The sequence below is a fragment of the Limnohabitans sp. MMS-10A-192 genome, assembly GCF_003063335.1.
Lineage (GTDB): Bacteria > Pseudomonadota > Gammaproteobacteria > Burkholderiales > Burkholderiaceae_C > Limnohabitans_A.
The window spans coordinates 117,608-131,666 of sequence record NZ_NERX01000001.1; the positions used below are offsets into that span (position 1 = coordinate 117,608).

Annotated in this window: 15 protein-coding genes; 2 read left to right on the forward strand and 13 right to left on the reverse strand. The window is 59.1% G+C overall.

Annotation, left to right across the window (positions count from 1 at the left end):
* Positions 1-2: 2 nt before the first annotated feature.
* From lepB to B9Z43_RS00680, 12 genes are all read right to left on the reverse strand, one after another.
* Positions 3-968: a signal peptidase I gene (lepB, locus tag B9Z43_RS00625; protein ID WP_108322244.1), complete on the reverse strand. Its 966-nt coding sequence runs from the start codon at positions 966-968 to the stop codon at positions 3-5.
* On the reverse strand, positions 968-2,776 hold the full coding sequence (gene lepA, locus B9Z43_RS00630) for a translation elongation factor 4 (protein WP_108322245.1): 1,809 nt from the start codon (positions 2,774-2,776) through the stop codon (positions 968-970). The genes lepB and lepA overlap by 1 nt, the downstream gene beginning before the upstream one ends.
* A gap of 492 nt (positions 2,777-3,268) precedes the next feature.
* Positions 3,269-4,741 (reverse strand): DegQ family serine endoprotease, encoded by a 1,473-nt coding sequence (locus B9Z43_RS00635; RefSeq protein ID WP_108322246.1) that lies wholly within the window; start codon positions 4,739-4,741, stop codon positions 3,269-3,271.
* Between the two features lie 53 nt (positions 4,742-4,794).
* Positions 4,795-5,286: a hypothetical protein gene (locus B9Z43_RS00640; protein ID WP_108418214.1), complete on the reverse strand. Its 492-nt coding sequence runs from the start codon at positions 5,284-5,286 to the stop codon at positions 4,795-4,797.
* Positions 5,287-5,311: 25 nt separating this feature from the next.
* On the reverse strand, positions 5,312-6,556 hold the full coding sequence (fabF, locus tag B9Z43_RS00645; protein WP_108322248.1) for a beta-ketoacyl-ACP synthase II: 1,245 nt from the start codon (positions 6,554-6,556) through the stop codon (positions 5,312-5,314).
* A 6-nt stretch (positions 6,557-6,562) separates the two neighbouring features.
* A complete protein-coding gene (gene acpP, locus B9Z43_RS00650) occupies positions 6,563-6,799 on the reverse strand; it encodes an acyl carrier protein (RefSeq protein WP_019427049.1) in 237 nt (78 codons plus the stop codon).
* A 63-nt stretch (positions 6,800-6,862) separates the two neighbouring features.
* Entirely contained in the window at positions 6,863-7,606 is a 744-nt protein-coding gene (fabG, locus tag B9Z43_RS00655) for a 3-oxoacyl-ACP reductase FabG (protein WP_108322249.1), read from the reverse strand.
* On the reverse strand, positions 7,603-8,553 hold the full coding sequence (gene fabD, locus B9Z43_RS00660; RefSeq protein ID WP_108322250.1) for an ACP S-malonyltransferase: 951 nt from the start codon (positions 8,551-8,553) through the stop codon (positions 7,603-7,605). Before fabD ends, fabG begins: the two co-directional genes overlap by 4 nt.
* A 79-nt stretch (positions 8,554-8,632) precedes the next feature.
* Positions 8,633-9,610 carry a beta-ketoacyl-ACP synthase III gene (locus B9Z43_RS00665; protein ID WP_108322251.1) on the reverse strand — a complete coding sequence of 326 codons (978 nt, stop codon included), beginning with the start codon at positions 9,608-9,610 and terminating at the stop codon, positions 8,633-8,635.
* The gene (gene plsX, locus B9Z43_RS00670) at positions 9,607-10,671 is read right to left on the reverse strand and encodes a phosphate acyltransferase PlsX (protein ID WP_108322252.1); all 1,065 of its coding nucleotides are present in this window, start codon (positions 10,669-10,671) and stop codon (positions 9,607-9,609) included. Before plsX ends, B9Z43_RS00665 begins: the two co-directional genes overlap by 4 nt.
* Positions 10,672-10,783: 112 nt before the next feature.
* Positions 10,784-10,966 carry a 50S ribosomal protein L32 gene (gene rpmF, locus B9Z43_RS00675; protein WP_005794249.1) on the reverse strand — a complete coding sequence of 61 codons (183 nt, stop codon included), beginning with the start codon at positions 10,964-10,966 and terminating at the stop codon, positions 10,784-10,786.
* A gap of 139 nt (positions 10,967-11,105) precedes the next feature.
* The gene (locus B9Z43_RS00680; protein ID WP_108322253.1) at positions 11,106-11,651 is read right to left on the reverse strand and encodes a DUF177 domain-containing protein; all 546 of its coding nucleotides are present in this window, start codon (positions 11,649-11,651) and stop codon (positions 11,106-11,108) included.
* A 26-nt stretch (positions 11,652-11,677) separates the two neighbouring features.
* Between B9Z43_RS00680 and B9Z43_RS00685 the strand changes: the two genes are divergently transcribed.
* A complete protein-coding gene (locus B9Z43_RS00685; RefSeq protein WP_199222225.1) occupies positions 11,678-12,298 on the forward strand; it encodes a Maf family nucleotide pyrophosphatase in 621 nt (206 codons plus the stop codon).
* Positions 12,295-13,065, forward strand: coding sequence for an SAM-dependent methyltransferase (locus B9Z43_RS00690; RefSeq protein WP_108322254.1), 771 nt, complete (start codon positions 12,295-12,297; stop codon positions 13,063-13,065). The genes B9Z43_RS00685 and B9Z43_RS00690 overlap by 4 nt, the downstream gene beginning before the upstream one ends.
* Before the next feature lie 6 nt (positions 13,066-13,071).
* Here B9Z43_RS00690 and B9Z43_RS00695 read toward each other — a convergent pair whose 3' ends face one another.
* Positions 13,072-14,058, reverse strand: coding sequence for a S49 family peptidase (locus tag B9Z43_RS00695; RefSeq protein WP_108322255.1), 987 nt, complete (start codon positions 14,056-14,058; stop codon positions 13,072-13,074).
* Position 14,059: the final 1 nt, after the last annotated feature.

A 14,059-nucleotide genomic window follows, 5' to 3' on the forward strand; every position in this document is an offset into this window, starting at 1 on the left:
CCTCAGTCAAAAGCGCCAATGCGCTTGAGGTTGCCAAAGTTCATCCAGACAAAAAAGGCTTTGCCCACGATGTTGGCATCGGGCACAAAGCCCCAATAGCGCGAATCCAAGGAGTTGTCGCGGTTGTCGCCCATCATGAAGTAATGACCGGCAGGCACCTTGCAACGCACACCTTCAACGGTGTATTGGCAGTTTTCGCTGTGCGGGAACGGGTCCACACCCGGCACAAAAGCCGGACGGTCGTTGTCCTGGATCGATTGGTGCGGTTTGCTGCCAAGCTTTTCGCTGAAGTGCTTGAAATACCGCATGGTCGAGTCGTCGAAATAATCGGGCAAAGCCTGGGTCTCGATCGGCTGGCCGTTGATGGTGAGCTTCTTGTTCAGATAGGCCACTTCATCGCCCGGCACACCCACCACACGCTTGATGTAGTCCACATTGGGCTTGGGTGGGTAGCGGAACACCATCACATCGCCGCGCTGCACGGGCGTGCCTTCGGTGAGTTTGGTGTTGGCCACCGGCAAGCGGATGCCGTAGTGGAACTTGTTGACCAAAATCAGATCGCCAATGTGCAGTGTCGGGATCATGGAGCCCGATGGGATCTTGAAAGGCTCAAACAAGAAAGAGCGCAAGATGAACACGACCACGATGACCGGAAACAGCCCTGCCGTCCAGTCCAGCCACCAAGGCTGCATCAGCAGTTTGTCACGCGCGTCCTGGGTGTTCGTGTCTACTTTCTCGATGCCGATTTTGGTCAGCTGAGCGCGGCGTGCTGCCGTTTGGGCTTCCACTTGAGCGGCGGCTTGTTCACGGCGCGGCAAAAACACGAAGCGTTCCGCCAACCAGTAAATACCGGTCACGACCGTGGCCAACAACAAGAGCAAAGCGAAATTGCCCTCGATGAAGCCCAGATACCAACCACCGGCATAGGCGACAAAAGCGGCCAACACCAAAGACGTTAAAAACTGCATCAATCTTCCACCTGCAAAATCGCCAAGAATGCCTCTTGCGGCACCTCGACAGAGCCAATCTGTTTCATGCGCTTTTTACCCGCTTTTTGCTTTTCCAGCAGTTTGCGTTTGCGCGAAATGTCGCCACCGTAGCACTTGGCCAGCACGTTCTTGCGCAAAGCCTTGATGCTTTCACGGGCAATGATGTTGGCGCCAATGGCGGCTTGAATCGCCACGTCAAACATCTGACGTGAAATGATCTCGCGCATCTTGGCAGCCACGGCACGGCCACGGTATTGGGCCTGCGTGCGGTGCACGATGATGGACAGCGCATCCACCTTCTCGCCGTTCAGCAAAATATCGACCTTGACCACGTCCGAGGCACGGAACTCCTTGAACTCGTAGTCCATCGAGGCATAACCCCGGCTGACCGATTTGAGCTTGTCAAAGAAGTCGAGCACGATCTCGCCCAGCGGCATTTCATAGGTCAACATGACCTGACGACCGTGGTACGCCATATTCATCTGCACACCGCGCTTTTGGTTGGCCAGTGTCATGACCGGGCCCACATAGTCTTGCGGCATGTACAGGTGCACTGTGACGATGGGCTCGCGGATTTCCTGCAGCTTGCCTTGGTCGGGCATCTTGGAGGGGTTCTCCACCATGATGACTTCGCCGTCCGGCTTGACCACTTGGTACACCACGCTGGGCGCGGTGGTGATCAGGTCCTGGTCGAACTCGCGCTCCAGGCGCTCTTGCACGATCTCCATGTGCAGCAGACCCAAAAAGCCGCAGCGAAAACCAAAGCCCAGCGCTTGAGACACTTCGGGCTCGTAATGCAGCGAAGCATCGTTGAGCTTGAGCTTTTCCAGTGCATCGCGCAGCGCGTCGTACTGGTTGGCTTCGGTCGGGTACAGACCGGCAAACACCTGCGGCTGAATTTCCTTGAAACCGGGCAGCGCGTCGGTGGCGGGGCCCAGGTTGTTGGGTAGCTTCTTTTCCAGCGTCACGGTGTCGCCCACCTTGGCCGCTTGCAATTCCTTGATGCCCGCAATGATGTAACCCACCTCACCTGCACGCAGCATTTGACGTGGCTCGTTGGCCGGAGTGAACACCCCCAAGCTTCCCGCTTCATAAACGGCATTGCTGGCCATCATGCGGATGCGCTCGTTCTTGAGCAGCTGGCCATCGACCACGCGCACCAGCATGACCACACCCACATAGCTGTCGAACCAGCTGTCGATGATCATGGCGCGCAAAGGTGCGTCAGGGTTGCCCTTGGGCGGCGGAACACGGGCCACCACAGCTTCCAGGATTTCTTCAATGCCCATGCCGGTCTTGGCCGAGCAGGGAATCGCATCGGTGGCGTCAATGCCGATCACGTCTTCGACTTCGGCACGCGCGTTGTCGGGATCGGCGTTGGGCAAGTCCATCTTGTTGAGTACGGGCACCACTTCCACACCCAGGTCGAGCGCGGTGTAGCAGTTGGCCACGGTTTGCGCCTCCACACCTTGGCTGGCGTCGACCACCAACAAGGCGCCTTCGCAGGCCGACAGCGAACGCGAGACTTCATAAGAGAAGTCCACATGGCCGGGCGTGTCGATCAGGTTGAGGTTGTAAATCTGACCGTCTTTGGCTTTGTAGTGCAGCGCAGCGGTCTGCGCCTTGATGGTGATGCCGCGCTCTTTCTCGATGTCCATCGAGTCCAGCACTTGGGCTTCCATGTCTCGGGCTTCCAGACCTCCACAACGCTGAATCAAGCGATCGGCCAGCGTGGATTTGCCATGGTCAATGTGCGCAATGATCGAAAAATTTCTGATGTGATTCATCAACGAAGGTCTGCAAGTGTTTGAGGATCAAGGATCCGGAAAAGAAAAAAGGGCGCGTCTTTGGATGACGCGCCCTGAACCAACAATCTATGGCAACTGCGATAGTTGGGACTTCATTGTAGGCAAATTGCCCCATTCGTACAGCCCCAAAATCGCCTCAGACCGGTCGTTGCTGCTTTGCAACATGAAATTTATCCACAACTTATTCACAAGCTACCGAATACTTCGAGGAACAACTTGTGGAAGGTCTGTGCATGAGCGGTGGATTCTTTTGGGGAATCTCGCATCGTGAATTCGAACCTGCCTGATATGCCATGAATTCATGGTCAAGACGTCTGATTTTATCCAAATTCGTTATGAGAACCCATAAAAGTTAGCATTTACCCACATTCAATCACCCCAATCGGCATCTGAAAAATAATTCGCAGGACCGCCATGGGGTGATCAATAACCCAGCAAAGCGGCGGGGCTCTTGACAAGTCCGCCACCCGCTCACTTACCGGGTCGGATCAACACATATTGGGCACCATCACCCCGGCGGATCAACAGACTCACAGGGCGGCTCTTGTCGAGTTTACTGACCACCGACTCGAACTCTTTCACGCTGGCCACTTCCATATTGGCCACCGCCAGGATCAAATCGCCCTCCTGAATGCCTGCACGGGCTGCCGCATCGCTGGCACTGTCCACGACCACACCACCGCGAACACGCGACTCTTTCTTCTGCGCTGCCGTCAAGTCACTCACCACCAAGCCCAGAGTGGCGGCTTTGGTTGGGGCTGTTTTCTTCTCGGCCGCAGACGCCTCGGTTTTATCGGCTTCGATCTCAGCCACCGTGATGCTCAGGTCCTTGCTGCTGCCTCGGCGGAACACGGTGATGGGCGCACGGGTGCCCGGTTGGGTGTTGCCCACCCAGCGGGGCAGGTCCGCCATCTTCTCGATCGGCTTGCCATCAAATTTGGTGATGATGTCGCCTGCTTCGATGCCTGCCTTGTCAGCCGGTGCACCCTCTTCCACACCGCGCACCAAGGCCCCCTGGGCTTTACCCAGGCCAATCGACTCGGCCACCTCTTTGGTCACGGGCGCAATTTGCACGCCAATCCGACCGCGAGTCACTCGGCCACTGCTGCGCAGCTGCTCACTCACACGCACCGCCTCGTCCATGGGGATCGCAAAAGAAATGCCCATGAAACCACCGGAGCGTGAGTAGATCTGGCTGTTGATGCCCACCACTTCGCCGCGCATATTGATCAGCGGCCCCCCCGAGTTGCCGGGGTTGATGGCGACATCGGTTTGGATGAAGGGCAAGTACTCGCCCGTGTCACGCTGCTTGGCACTGACAATGCCTGCGGTGACGGAGTTTTCAAGACCGAACGGCGAACCAATGGCCATGACCCATTCACCCACCTTGAGGCGACTGACGTCGCCCACTTTGACGGCAGGCAAGCCCGAAGCCTGGATTTTCACCACCGCCACATCGGAGCGTTTGTCAGCGCCCACGATGCGGGCCTTGAACTCCCGTTTGTCGGTCAGTGTCACCATCACCTCATCGGCGCCTTCCACCACATGGGCGTTGGTCATGATGAAGCCGTCCGAACTCAAAATGAAGCCCGAGCCCACGCCACGAGGTTGCGACTCTTCTGGCGCCTGAGGACGATTGGGTTTGGGCGACTGCCGAGGCACGTTCGGCAAAGGCATGCCAAAAAAGCGACGGAAGAGTTCTTGCATTTCTTCATCGGTCGCACCCGATCCCGCCGCATTGGCGCGCACCTTCTCAAGCGTTCGGATGTTCACCACAGAGGGCCCCACCTGCTCGACCAATTCGGTGAAGTCAGGCAGCCCCCGCACCACGGGCTGCGCGCTTTGTGCCATGGTCACACCAGGCCCCCAGCAGGCCACTGCGCCCAGCAACGTTGCAGCCCCCACAAAAGAGACTGCGCACTTTCTCAATGCCATTTTCAACATCGGTACATCCCTTGATCTGAAGTCATACAAGCGCATCCAAGACCGCTGGTGTCTCAAATGATCATGGGCCATTGAGGTTGGTCTGAAGTCATCCCATTGCCCAGTGGGCGCGAATATACAGCGCAACGAAAACCATGCCAAGCCAAGGGCATGTCGGTCTGTCTGACGATGGCAATGCGAGGCCAGGCATTGTGCGTTTCCAACGCGTCTGCCATGCGGTAGGACAACCACATGTACCGACCACCATCGAGCAGCAGGCTTAATCGAACCACGCGCTCTTGCATGTGTCCGTCTCGCCAACTCCAGCCATCCCCGCACCAGCCCAAATGGCCTTGCGCCGAAGATTCTCTCGCTTCGAGGCTCAAAGCCAAGGTGCTCGAGACAGCCCAAACTGCCCACGCACCCCAAACAGTCAGTCCCTCGGCACCGCTCGTGGCCTGCCAGCACAGCAAGCCCACAGCACCGGTCAGCGCCAACACAGCAATACAAGGGACGCCCCAAACAAAACGCCCCACCGGATAAATCACAGGTGGGGCGTTGTGCATGGTGGTGACCTTGCTGGAAGGCTCGTCAGATGCGTTTGAACACCAAAGAGCCGTTCGTGCCACCGAAACCGAAGTTGTTCTTCAGGGCCACATCGATTTTCACATCGCGTGCCGTGTTGGCACAGTAGTCCAGATCGCACTCGGGGTCGGGGTTGACCAGGTTGATGGTTGGCGGCACTTTTTGATGGTGCACAGCCAACACCGTGAACACGCTCTCAATGCCACCCGCTCCACCCAAGAGGTGACCCGTCATGGACTTGGTCGAGCTGACCAAAGTTTTGTAAGCGTGCTCGCCCAACGCCGCCTTGATGGCATTGGTTTCGTTGATGTCACCCAGCGGTGTGGAGGTGCCGTGCGCGTTCAGATAATCGATCTGATCAGTGTTGACACCGGCATTGCGCATGGCATTGATCATGGCGCGGCGGGGGCCGTCCATGCTGGGCGCGGTCATGTGACCTGCGTCAGCGCTCATGCCATAGCCACCCAGCTCGGCGTAGATCTTGGCGCCACGGGCTTTGGCGTGTTCGTACTCTTCGAGCACCATCACGCCAGCGCCTTCGCCCAACACAAAACCGTCACGGTCTTTGTCCCAAGGACGCGATGCTGCTGTAGGGTCGTCGTTGCGGGTCGACAAGGCGCGCATGGCGGCAAAGCCACCGACACCCAGCGGAGACACGCAAGCTTCAGAGCCACCGGCCACCATCACATCCGCATCGCCGTATTCGATCAAACGACCGGCTTCGCCAATGCTGTGCAAACCTGTGGTGCAAGCGGTCACAACAGCCAAGTTGGGGCCTTTGAAACCACTGCGCATCGACACATGGCCCGAGATCATGTTGATGATCGAGGCTGGGACGAAAAATGGGGAAATGCGACGTGCACCGCGCGCCGTGTATTCGGTGTGGGTGTCTTCGATCAGCGGCAAACCGCCAATGCCCGAACCGATCACCACACCGATGCGGCAAGCCTCTTCTTCACTCAGCGCCTCGCCCGTAGGCAAGCCTGAATCTTGAATGGCCTGGGCTGCGGCAGCGATACCCAAGTGAATAAAGCGGTCCATCGTCCGCGCCTCTTTGGCGGAGATGTAGGACTCGAGATCAAAGTTTTTGACTTCACCCGCAAACCGACAGGCTATGGCTGAAGCATCAAAACGTGTGATCGGACCAATGCCGGACTGACCGGCAAGCAGGTTGGACCATGCATCGGCGACCGTGTTGCCCACGGGGCTGACGCATCCCAAACCCGTGACAACAACGCGGCGCCGGGTCATCGTCGATCAGGCCTTCTTGCTTTGGGCGTAGTCGATCGCAGCTTGCACCGTGGTGATTTTTTCTGCGTCTTCGTCAGGAATCTCGATGCCGAACTCGTCTTCGAGTGCCATCACCAGTTCCACTGTGTCCAAGGAGTCGGCACCCAGATCGGCCACAAAGGCTTTTTCGTTGGTGACTTGTGACTCTTCAACGCCGAGTTGTTCAGCAATGATTTTCTTGACACGTGCTTCGATATCGCTCATGGGGTCCCTCTGAGGGTTGTGAAAAATGAAGATTTTACCTGTCCGGAAGGGGTTTCCGGAAAATCAGGCCATGAACATGCCACCATTGACATGCAATTCTTGTCCGGTGACATAGCCCGCGTGCTTTCCGGCCAGGTAGGCCACGGCATGCGCGATGTCTTCGGGTTTGCCCAAATGGCCCAGAGGAATCTGGCCCAGCAAGGCTTTTTGTTGTTCTTCGGGCAAGCTGGCGGTCATGTCGGTTTCGATGAAACCGGGGGCCACGCAGTTCACGGTGATGTTGCGGCTGCCCAACTCTCGGGCCAGCGCACGGGTCATCCCCGCCACACCGGCCTTGGCCGCTGCATAGTTGGCTTGGCCAGGGTTGCCCGACGCGCCCACCACGCTGGTGATGCTGATGATGCGGCCATAGCGCTGCTTCATCATGGGGCGGATCACGGCGCGGCTCATGCGGAACACGGCCTTGAGGTTGGTGTCCAGCACCGCATCCCAGTCGTCGTCCTTCATGCGCATGGCCAGGGTGTCGCGGGTGATGCCCGCGTTGTTGACCAGCACCTGCAAGCCGCCGTGCTCCTTGACGATGGCGTCGATCAGGGCTTCGCCTGCCGCGGCGTCGTTCACATTCAAATTGGCACCCCGGCTGCCTGGAAAGGCCGACAGCGCTTGGCTGATCTTGGCTGCGCCGTCATCGCTGGTGGCGGTGCCAATGACCACAAAGCCTTGTTGTGCCAGATGCAGGGCAATGGATGCGCCGATACCGCGCGAGGCGCCTGTGACCAGTGCAATGTGTTTTGGTGTTTCACTCATGCGAGCAGTCCTTTCACTTCAGCCAGGGTGGCGGGGTCGTACAGCGCCACGCCGGTCAATTCAGCGTCAATGCGCTTGGTCATGCCCGCCAGCACCTTGCCGGGGCCGCATTCGACCAGCGTAGTCACGCCACGGGCCTTGATCGCCTGTACGCACTCGACCCAGCGCACCGGGCCAAAGGCCTGGCGGTACAGCGCATCGCGGATGCGGTCGCCGTCGGTTTCGATGGCCACATCGATGTTGTTGAGCACCGGAATTTGCGGGGCGCCCAGCGTCAGGGTGGCCAATTTTTCGCGCAGCTTTTCAGCGGCTGGTTTCATCAGGCTTGAATGGAACGGGGCCGACACGGGCAAGAGCAGCGCACGCTTGGCGCCCATGCCCTTGAGCACTTCGCAGGCTTTGTCCACCGCGGCCTTGCTGCCCGCGATCACGGTTTGCGCCGCGTCGTTGAAGTTCACGGCCTCGACCACTTCGGCGCTGCCTGTAGCAAATGTGGCCTGGGCTTCTTGGCAACCAGCAATGACTTTGTCCGAGGCCAGACCCAAAATCGCGGCCATCGCGCCCACGCCCACCGGCACGGCTTCTTGCATGGCGGCAGCGCGCAGTCGCACCAGCGGCGCAGCTTGCGCCAGCGTCAAAACACCCGACGCCACAAGAGCGCTGTACTCGCCCAGCGAGTGCCCCGCCACCACGGACGGCTTGGCGCCACCTTCGGCCAGCCAAGCGCGGTAAGCGGCCACGGCCGACACCAGCATCACAGGTTGGGTGTTGGTGGTCATGGCCAGCGCTTCTTTGGGGCCTTCGTGGATCAGTTTGGCCACGTCTTCGCCCAAGGCGTCAGAGGCTTCTTGAAGGGTTTCAAGCACCACGGGGTGGTCGCCCCAAGCATCCAGCATGCCCACCGATTGGGAGCCCTGGCCGGGAAAAACAAAAGCAAATGTGGTCATGTGCAAATTTTGTATCGGGAAAGAATACGGGTGAGCGTGCCGCGCATCGCTGACCCGGGCCTGTCAAATCAACCGCGGATCAATAACGCAAGAGCACCGAGCCCCAGGTGAAGCCGCCACCCACGCCTTCGAGCATGAGGGTCTGGCCGCGCTGGATGCGCCCGTCGCGCACGGCGGTGTCCAGCGCCAGCGGGATCGAGGCCGCCGAGGTGTTGCCGTGTTGATCCACCGTCACGACCACCTTGTCGGCAGTCATCTTGAGCTTCTTGGCCGTGCTTTGCATGATGCGGATGTTGGCCTGGTGCGGGATCAGCCAGTCGATGTCGGCATCGGTCAGATTGGCCTTGGCCAGGCTGGCACGGGCGGTTTCTTCGAGCACGCCCACAGCCAGTTTGAACACAGCCTGACCGTCCATCTTGAGCACCGGATCACCGAGGATGCCGCCTTTGTTGACGTGCCCGGGCACGCACAAAATGTCTTTGTATTTGCCATCGGCGTGCAAGTCGGTGGCCAAAATGCCGGGCTGGTCTGAAGCCTCAAGAATGACTGCGCCTGCGCCATCACCAAACAGCACGCAGGTGGTGCGGTCCTTGAAGTCAAGGATGCGGCTGAACACTTCCGAGCCGATCACCAGCGCGCGCTTGGCCGAGCCGGACTGAATCATCGAATCGGCAATCGTCAACGCATAAATGAAGCCGCTGCAAACGGCCTGCACGTCAAACGCCGGACAACCGGCGGTGCCCAGCTTGTGCTGCACCATGGTCGCCACCGATGGAAAAACCATGTCGGGGGTCGAGGTGGCGACGATGATCAGATCGAGTTCATCGGCCGCAATGCCTGCGGCCGTCAAAGCCTTTCGGGCGGCTTCGGTGGCCAGATCGCTGCTGCCTTGGGTATCGGCCGCAAAGTGACGCGCCCGGATACCGGTGCGCTCGACGATCCAGTCGTCGGAGGTTTCGACGCCTTGTTGCGCCAATTCGGCAGCCAAGTCGGCGTTGGTCAGGCGTTTTTCTGGCAGGTAACTGCCAGTGCCCAAGATGCGGGAGTAAATTCTCATGGTGTGGTGACCGCTGGTTCTGCCCGATCCGCTTGCACGCCCATCAACAAGGGGGCCGCATGCGCGATGCGTTCACGAACGCGATCCAGCAATTGGTTTCGGGCTGCATCATAAGCCCGGTTCAGGGCGGTTTCAAAAGCGACCTCATCGGCCGAGCCATGGCTCTTGAACACCAAACCACGCAAGCCCAGCAGGGCTGCACCGTTGTAGCGGCGATGGTCTACGCGATTTTTAAATGCAGATAAGACCGGATAAGCCAAAATTGCTGCGATTTTCGTGAAGATGTTGCGAGAGAACTCGGTTTTCAGAAAACCACCAATCATGGTGGCCAAGCCTTCGCTGGCTTTCAAGGCCACATTGCCCACAAAGCCGTCACAGACCACGATGTCGACCGTGCCCTTGAAAATGTCGTTGCCTTCCACGTTGCCATGGAAATTCAAATCACCGGCGTTGCCTGCAGATCGCAGCAATTCACCCGTTTTTTTGATGATTTCATTGCCTTTGATGGCCTCTTCACCGATGTTGAGCAAGCCCACCGTGGGGTTTGACTTGTCTTGCAACACCGAAACCAGGGCCGAGCCCATCACCGCAAACTGAAGCAAGTGTTCTGGCGTGCAGTCGACGTTGGCGCCCAAATCGAGCATGGTGGTGCCACCGCCCTTGAAGTTGGGCATCTGCCCAGCAATGGCGGGACGGTCGATGCCGTCCATGGTTTTGAGCACATAGCGGGCAATGGCCATCAATGCACCGGTGTTGCCCGCAGACACGGCGGCACCGGCTTTGCCATCGCGCACCTGCTCGATGGCCACGCGCATGGACGAGTCTTTTTTCTTGCGCAAGGCAATTTCCAGTGGATCATCCATCTCCACCACTTCGGTGGCGGGCACCACTTGGGCACGCGGATCGGACAAACCACTCAAAGCCTCAGGGCGACCCACCAAGAGCAAACGGGCATCGGGGTGAGTCGACAGGAAACGACGGCACGCGGCCAGCGTGATGCTTGGGCCGTGGTCACCGCCCATGCAATCGACTGCCACAGTGATCGGGGTGGACGAGGTCATGGAATCCTTGGACTCAAAACGAGAAAATACAAATCAAAAGCCACAAAAACAAAAGCCCGATGCTACTTTAAAAGTAGCGCCGGGCCTCTTGAGGCTTCAGGGCTGACGCCGATCAGGCTTCGGACTTGTTTTTCAGCACTTGGCGACCGCGGTAAAAACCGTTGGGGCTGATGTGGTGACGCAGATGAGTTTCACCTGTTGTTGGCTCGACAGCGATGCCTGGCACATTCAGGGCATTGTGCGAACGGTGCATGCCGCGCTTGGAAGGCGATTTTTTGTTTTGCTGAACAGCCATGATGGCTCCTTGGAAGCTTGTGGAGGCCGCGCAAATACAACGCAGCTTCTGGTTGATAACAGTGTCACTCAGAAGAGAACTGAGCGAAGCCATCGATTATAGCCTAAGCTGAAGCACTTGGCCAGCCAGTTCAAAAAGATCAGGACTTGCCTGTTTTCAAGCCCGCCAGCACGCCGAACGGATTGGGTTTGACCGCAGCGGTCTCGAACTCGGAGTCCACCGCCGACATGGGGACGGTTTTCGGGCAGACCTCATGCAAAGGCACCAAGGGCAAAGACAAGATCAGCTCATCTTCCACCAAGGCCAGCGCATCAAAGTCACGGCTGATGACCAAAATATCTTCTTCAGCCTCATCGTCCAGCGCGGCGGCCGTGGCTTCATCCGCCACAAAACGGAAAGAACGCTCTGCCTCCACCGTCTCCAGCACGGGGGTCAGACAACGCTGGCACTGCATGGGCAAAGCCACCGAAGCTTGTAAATCCAGCCAAACCTGATCGGCACCCCCTGACTGGGGCACCAAACGGCCTTGCAAGCGCCAAGCCACCAGCCCAGCCTGCAGATCACCCGCGACTTGCTCATCGAGCAGGCGAGGCAAAGCGCTCAGGGGCGACTGACCTTCAAGGCTTGCGCCGTCACGCGCAAAGGCCACGACATCCAGATGTGAGGGGTCCAACTTTTTTTCCATACCCGCAGTGTAAGAGAATCACCCCCATGAGCATTTCTGCAAGCCCCCCTGTTTTGAACTCCACCGAAACCCGCCCCGTGGTGCTGGGCTCCACCTCGCGCTACCGTCGCGAACTGATGGAGCGCTTGCGCATCCCGTTTTCAGTGGCTGCCCCCGACGTTGACGAAACCCCTGCAACCGGTGAATCGCCCCGCGATCTGGCCCTGCGCCTGGCCCTGGCCAAAGCCAAAGCCGTGGCAGCCCAACACCCCGAATCGGTGGTGATTGGCTCCGACCAGGTGGCCGATCTGGCCGGGGTGCCTTTGGGCAAACCCGGTGAACATGCCCGCGCCGTGCAGCAATTGCGGCAGATGCGTGGCCAAACCGTGGTGTTTCAAACCGCCTTGGCCGTGGTGTGCCTGGCCACCGGCTTTGAGGCGGTGGACCTGGCCGCTGTGCGGGTGGTCTTTCGCGACCTGAGCGACGACGAGATCGAGTCCTACCTGCAAGCCGAAAAACCTTATGACTGCGCAGGCAGCGCCAAAAGCGAAGGCTTGGGCATTGCTTTGCTCGAATCCATCGACAACGACGACCCCACCGCGCTGATCGGCCTGCCCCTGATCCGCACTGCACGCCTGCTGCGCCAAGCTGGAGTGAAACTGCTGTGAACGCACCGACAAGCCAAGGCCGCCTGTACCTGGTGCCCACCCCGCTGGATTTTGGCTGCGCCGAGCAAGCCCCGGTCAGCGATGTCCTGCCCGTCAGCACGCTGGCCATCGCCGCCAGCTTGCAGCACTGGGTCTGCGAAAACGCCAAAAGCACCCGCGCCTTCCTCAAGCGCGTGGGTGAATCTCATCCTTTGGTCGCGCCCCTGGCCGAACAACAGATCACCGAATTGCCGCGCCATGTGCACAAAAAAGGCGATCACCAATCGGGATTTGATGGCAAACCCTTGCTGGCAGCGGCGCTGAAGGGGCACGACATCGGCCTGATCAGCGAAGCGGGCATGCCCGCCGTGGCCGACCCGGGCAGCTCGGTGGTGCGGGCTGCGCACGATCTGGGTTTGACCGTGATCCCCTTGGTGGGCCCTGTCTCTTTGCTCTTGGCCCTGGCCGCCAGCGGGCTGAACGGCCAAAACTTTGCGTTTGTGGGCTACCTGTCGCAAGACGCGGGGGAGCGCTCTGCACGCCTGAAACAGCTCGAATCACTGGCCCACAAAACAGGCCAGACACAGCTGTGGATTGAAACGCCTTACCGCAATGCCGCCATGCTCAGCGGCTTGCTGCAAAGTTTGCAAGGCGGCACCCGGCTGGCCATTGCCAGCGGCTTGACGCTGCCCTCGGCACGCATCCAGAGCCACACCGTGGCCCAATGGAAAAAGGGCCTGCAAGGCCCTGATGGTCACACGCCCGCGGTCTACGCCATCGGGCCTTGAGCAGGTTCAGCGCAAGGCTGAGCCCATGCGCAGGGCGTGCACCGCGCCCTCGCCCACCGCAGCGCCAAAGCGCTTGGCCAAGCGCTCGGCCACGTTTTCATGACGGGAATAATCAATCACCTCGGGGGCCTTGACCACATCGCGCGCTACACCGTCCAGACTGCCCAGGGCGTCGGCCAGGCCCATGTCCACCGCCTGCTGACCACTCCAGAACAAGCCACTGAACATTTCAGGTGTTTCTTTCAAACGCTCACCCCGGCCCTGGCGCACCACCTGAATGAACTGCGAGTGGATCTGATCGAGCATGGCCTGGGCGTGTTTGCGCTGGGCTTCGGTTTGAGGGCTGAAGGGGTCCAGAAAACCCTTGTTGGCACCCGCCGTCATCAAGCGGCGCTCCACGCCCAGCTTGTCCATCAAACCCGTGAAACCAAAACCATCCATCAAGACGCCGATGCTGCCCACGATGCTGGCCTTGTCGACAAAAATCTTGTCGGCGGCGGCGGCGATGTAGTAAGCGGCTGAAGCACACGACTCCTCCACCACCACGTAAATCGGTTTCTTGTGCAGGGCTTTCAGTCGGCGAATTTCATCGTTGATCAAGCCCGCCTGAACAGGGCTGCCGCCGGGCGAATTGATCAACAAGACCAAGGCCTGTGAGCCTGAGTCTTCCAGCGCACTGCGCATGGAGGCCATGACGTTCTCGGCACTGCCATCGCCTTCCGAGCCGATTTCGCCCTTGATGGCCACCATGGCCGTGTGCGGCATGCTGGGGCTCATGGCTGGGGAGTTGTAGCTGAACATTTGCCAGGCGATCACACCAATCAAGAGCAACCAGACCAAGCGCAGGCCCACTTTCCAACGGCGTGCCGCTTTTTGCTCTTCCAAGGTGGCAAAGGCCAGCGCCTCCAAAGTACGGCGTTCCCAGCTGCGCTCTGCCGAGGGCATCGCATCGGCTGAAGCGTTGGTGAACAAGGGCTCGCGGGGTTCTTGCATG

Coding starts and splice junctions, on each gene's coding strand:
- B9Z43_RS00640 (WP_108418214.1), bottom strand. CDS start 5,286: ATGCACAACGCCCCACCTGTGATTTATCCGGTGGGGCGTTTTGTTTGG.
- B9Z43_RS00685 (WP_199222225.1), top strand. CDS start 11,678: ATGAGCATTTCTGCAAGCCCCCCTGTTTTGAACTCCACCGAAACCCGC.
- fabG (WP_108322249.1), bottom strand. CDS start 7,606: ATGAGTGAAACACCAAAACACATTGCACTGGTCACAGGCGCCTCGCGC.
- lepA (WP_108322245.1), bottom strand. CDS start 2,776: ATGAATCACATCAGAAATTTTTCGATCATTGCGCACATTGACCATGGC.
- lepB (WP_108322244.1), bottom strand. CDS start 968: ATGCAGTTTTTAACGTCTTTGGTGTTGGCCGCTTTTGTCGCCTATGCC.
- fabF (WP_108322248.1), bottom strand. CDS start 6,556: ATGACCCGGCGCCGCGTTGTTGTCACGGGTTTGGGATGCGTCAGCCCC.
- fabD (WP_108322250.1), bottom strand. CDS start 8,553: ATGACCACATTTGCTTTTGTTTTTCCCGGCCAGGGCTCCCAATCGGTG.
- rpmF (WP_005794249.1), bottom strand. CDS start 10,966: ATGGCTGTTCAGCAAAACAAAAAATCGCCTTCCAAGCGCGGCATGCAC.
- B9Z43_RS00680 (WP_108322253.1), bottom strand. CDS start 11,651: ATGGAAAAAAAGTTGGACCCCTCACATCTGGATGTCGTGGCCTTTGCG.
- plsX (WP_108322252.1), bottom strand. CDS start 10,671: ATGACCTCGTCCACCCCGATCACTGTGGCAGTCGATTGCATGGGCGGT.
- B9Z43_RS00695 (WP_108322255.1), bottom strand. CDS start 14,058: ATGCAAGAACCCCGCGAGCCCTTGTTCACCAACGCTTCAGCCGATGCG.
- B9Z43_RS00665 (WP_108322251.1), bottom strand. CDS start 9,610: ATGAGAATTTACTCCCGCATCTTGGGCACTGGCAGTTACCTGCCAGAA.
- B9Z43_RS00635 (WP_108322246.1), bottom strand. CDS start 4,741: ATGTTGAAAATGGCATTGAGAAAGTGCGCAGTCTCTTTTGTGGGGGCT.
- acpP (WP_019427049.1), bottom strand. CDS start 6,799: ATGAGCGATATCGAAGCACGTGTCAAGAAAATCATTGCTGAACAACTC.